This window comes from Rhizobacter sp. P2_H2 (assembly GCF_056403375.1).
Map to the genome: position 1 here is coordinate 1 of NZ_JBFUFP010000610.1, position 3,285 is coordinate 3,285.

The 3,285-nt window shown below is 67.1% G+C and carries 5 protein-coding genes; all 5 read left to right on the forward strand.

What is annotated here, in order from left to right; all coding sequences use genetic code 11:
- Positions 1 to 397 (forward strand): DNA-directed RNA polymerase subunit alpha C-terminal domain-containing protein (locus tag AC1D15_RS23330; RefSeq protein WP_477827848.1); only part of this gene is annotated, 397 nt, incomplete at its 5' end.
- 132 nt (positions 398 to 529) lie between these two features.
- Positions 530 to 922 carry a 50S ribosomal protein L17 gene (gene rplQ / locus AC1D15_RS23335; protein WP_047507665.1) on the forward strand — a complete coding sequence of 131 codons (393 nt, stop codon included), beginning with the start codon at positions 530 to 532 and terminating at the stop codon, positions 920 to 922.
- Between the two features lie 65 nt (positions 923 to 987).
- Positions 988 to 1,932: an ATP-binding cassette domain-containing protein gene (locus AC1D15_RS23340; protein WP_477827849.1), complete on the forward strand. Its 945-nt coding sequence runs from the start codon at positions 988 to 990 to the stop codon at positions 1,930 to 1,932.
- 10 nt (positions 1,933 to 1,942) lie between these two features.
- On the forward strand, positions 1,943 to 2,728 hold the full coding sequence (locus AC1D15_RS23345; RefSeq protein ID WP_047507663.1) for an ABC transporter permease: 786 nt from the start codon (positions 1,943 to 1,945) through the stop codon (positions 2,726 to 2,728).
- A 57-nt stretch (positions 2,729 to 2,785) separates the two neighbouring features.
- On the forward strand, positions 2,786 to 3,285 hold a 500-nt coding region (locus tag AC1D15_RS23350; protein WP_477827850.1), incomplete at its 3' end, for a protein-disulfide reductase DsbD domain-containing protein.

Here is a 3,285-nt window from a genome sequence, read left to right on the forward strand (position 1 = left end):
GGTGATGGAGATCGTCACGAACGGCGCGATCACGCCGGAAGAGGCGATCCGCGCGTCGGCGAAGATCCTGGTGGAACAGCTGGCCGTGTTCGCGCAGCTGGAAGGCAGCGAGATCGCCGCGTTCGACCAGCCGGCCCAGCGCAGCACGCAGTTCGACCCGATCCTGCTGCGCCCGGTCGACGAGCTCGAGCTGACGGTGCGTTCGGCCAACTGCCTGAAGGCCGAGAACATCTACTACATCGGCGACCTGATCCAGCGCACCGAGACCGAGCTGCTGAAGACCCCGAACCTGGGTCGCAAGTCGCTGAACGAAATCAAGGAAGTGCTCGCCTCGCGTGGTCTCACGCTGGGCGCACGCCTGGAGAACTGGCCCCCGCAGGGCCTGGACAAGCGGTAACGCTTCGCCGACAGGAAAGACGGCCTGAAGGCCGTCATCGGATGACGAACGCGCCTGGCGCGTTCGATCGTGCAACCCCTCAGTACCTCGTACGGCTGGGGGCTCATAAGTTAGTCAAGAAAGGAAAGCACCATGCGTCACCGTAACGGACTTCGCAAACTCAACCGCACGTCGGAGCACCGCGCCGCGATGCTGCGCAACATGTGCAACTCGCTGCTGCAGCACGAAGCGATCAAGACCACGGTCCCGAAGGCCAAGGAACTGCGCCGTGTCGTCGAGCCGCTGATCACGCTGGCCAAGGAGCCGACGCTGGCGAACCGCCGCCTCGCCTTCGACCGCACGCGCGACCGCGATATCGTCACGAAGCTCTTCAACGAACTGGGCCCRCGCTACAAGGCRCGYCCSGGCGGCTACACCCGCATYCTGAAGATGGGCTTCCGCGTCGGCGACAACGCACCGATGGCCTTCGTCGAGCTGGTCGACCGCCCGGAAGTGGCCGACGAAGCGGCAACCGACAACGCCTGAGCGGCAGCGCCTGAAAAGGCGCACTGGATCGAAGGGCCGGTGATTCCGATCACCGGCCCTTTTTCATGGGCGATGGCACACTGCGCGGCATGGCCGAGCCGATCTTCCGCATCTCCCACCTGCACAAGAAATTCGGCACCAACACCGTCGTCGACGATCTCTCGCTGGAGATCCAGGCGGGCGAATGCCTCGGCGTGATCGGCCCGAACGGCGCCGGCAAGACCACCACGATCCGCATGTGCCTGGGCCTGGTCGGGCCGGACGCCGGCGAGGTGCACGCGTTCGGGCTGCCGATTCCGCAGCAGGTGCGCGAGGCCAAGAAGCGGATCGGCGTCGTCACGCAGTTCGACAGCCTCGATCCCGATTTCACGTGCGCCGAGAACCTGCGCGTCTATGGCCGCTACTTCGGCCTGCCGAAGGCGACGATCGAGGCGCGCATCCCGAAGCTGCTGGAGTTCGCCTCGCTGCAATCGAAGGCCGATGCGAAGCCCGGCGAGCTGTCCGGCGGGATGAAGCGGCGCCTGAGCCTCGGCCGTGCGCTGATCAACGACCCCGACCTGCTGCTGCTCGACGAGCCGACCACCGGCCTCGATCCGCAGGCGCGGCACCTGATGTGGGAGCGGCTGCAGAACCTGCTGCAGCAGGGCAAGTCGATCCTGCTGACGACCCACTTCATGGACGAGGCCGAGCGCCTGTGCGATCGCCTGCTGGTGCTGGACCACGGCCGCAAGATCGCCGAGGGCACGCCGCGCGGCCTGATCAACGAACACCTCGAGAGCGACGTCGTCGAGGTGTTCGGCGATGGTGCGCTCGCGATGGCGGCACAGCATGCGGGCCTGGCCGAGCGCGTCGAGACCAGCGGCGAGACGGTGTTCTTCTACCTGCGCCGGCCGCAACCGCTGCTGCAGGCGCTGGCGCAGCACCACGACATCCGCACCTTGCACCGGCCGGCGAACCTGGAGGACCTGTTCCTGAAGCTGACCGGTCGCCAGATCCGCGACGACGCATGAAGGGCCGACGATGCTGATCTCGTTCTATGCCGCTCCCCGCATCACCGCACGCTTCTGGCCGGTGGTGCTGCGCAACCTGCTGGTGTGGCGAAAGCTCGCCGTGCCGAGCGTGCTGGGCAACATCGCCGAGCCGCTGATCACGCTGGTGGCGTTCGGCTACGGGCTCGGCTCGATGATCGGCCAGGTGCAGGGGCTGCCGTACATCGAGTACCTGGCGTCGGGGAGCATCGCTGTCAGCGGTGCGCTGGCCGCGACCTTCGAGGCGCTGTACTCGGCCTACTCGCGCATGCAGGTGCAGCGCACCTGGGACAGCATCATGAACGCGCCGATCGCGCTCGACGACATCGTGTTCGCCGAGATGCTGTGGGCGGCGATGAAGTCGGTGTTCACGGTGGCGGCGATCATGGCGGTGATCTTCGTGCTGGGGATCAGCCGGGCGCCGACGATGCTGCTCGCGCTGCCGGTGCTGTGCTTCATCGGCGTGACATTCGCCTCGATCGCGCTGGTGTTCAACGCGCTGGCGCAGAGCTACGATTTCTTCACCTACTACTTCACGCTGGTGATGACGCCGATGACCTTCCTGTCGGGCGTGTACTTCCCGATCGAGCAGATGCCCGGCTGGCTGCAGGTGATCGCGCATGTGCTGCCGCTGACCGCCGCGGTCGACCTGGTGCGGCCGCTGATCCTCGGCCAGTGGCCGCAGCAGGTGGCGCTGCCGGTGCTGGTGCTGGCCGCCTACGCGCTGGGCGGCTACTACCTGGCATTGGTGCTCACCCGCCGCCGATTCTTCAAATAGCGGCACGGAACCTGTCGCGTGCCTTCGACTCCCCCTCCCATGCGTGCATTGAATCCCGTGACCCCCTGGCCGCGTCTGGCGGCTGCGTTGATGATGCTGGCGGCCGCGCTGTGCGTGCTGCCCGGCGCGGCGCGGGCCGCCGACGATTTCCTCGACCCTGCGGTGGCCTTTCGCTTCGATGCGAAGCCGCTGGACGCGAAGAGCGTCGAGGTCAGCTTCGCGATCGCGCCGGGCTACTACCTCTACCGGGAGCAGTTCAAATTCGCGGCCGGCGGAGCGACGCTCGGCGAGCCGGTCATCCCGCCGGGCAAGGTGAAGTTCGACGAGACCTTCCAGAAGAACGTCGAGACCTACCGCGACGTGATCCGCATCGTCGTGCCGGTGCAGCAGGCCGCGCCGAGCTTCACGCTGACGGTGACGAGCCAGGGGTGTGCCGACAAGGGCCTGTGCTATCCACCGCGCGAGACGCAGGCGGAGATCGGCCTGAGCGGCTTCGGCGGCGACGGGACGGCGCGGCTGGTGGCGGCGGGCGGCAGCGGTGCCACGTCGTCGAGCGT

What these genes read in the sequence shown, in the direction of transcription:
- AC1D15_RS23340 (WP_477827849.1), top strand. Translation starts at nt 988, where the DNA reads ATGGGCGATGGCACACTGCGCGGCATGGCCGAGCCGATCTTCCGCATC.
- AC1D15_RS23345 (WP_047507663.1), top strand. Translation starts at nt 1,943, where the DNA reads ATGCTGATCTCGTTCTATGCCGCTCCCCGCATCACCGCACGCTTCTGG.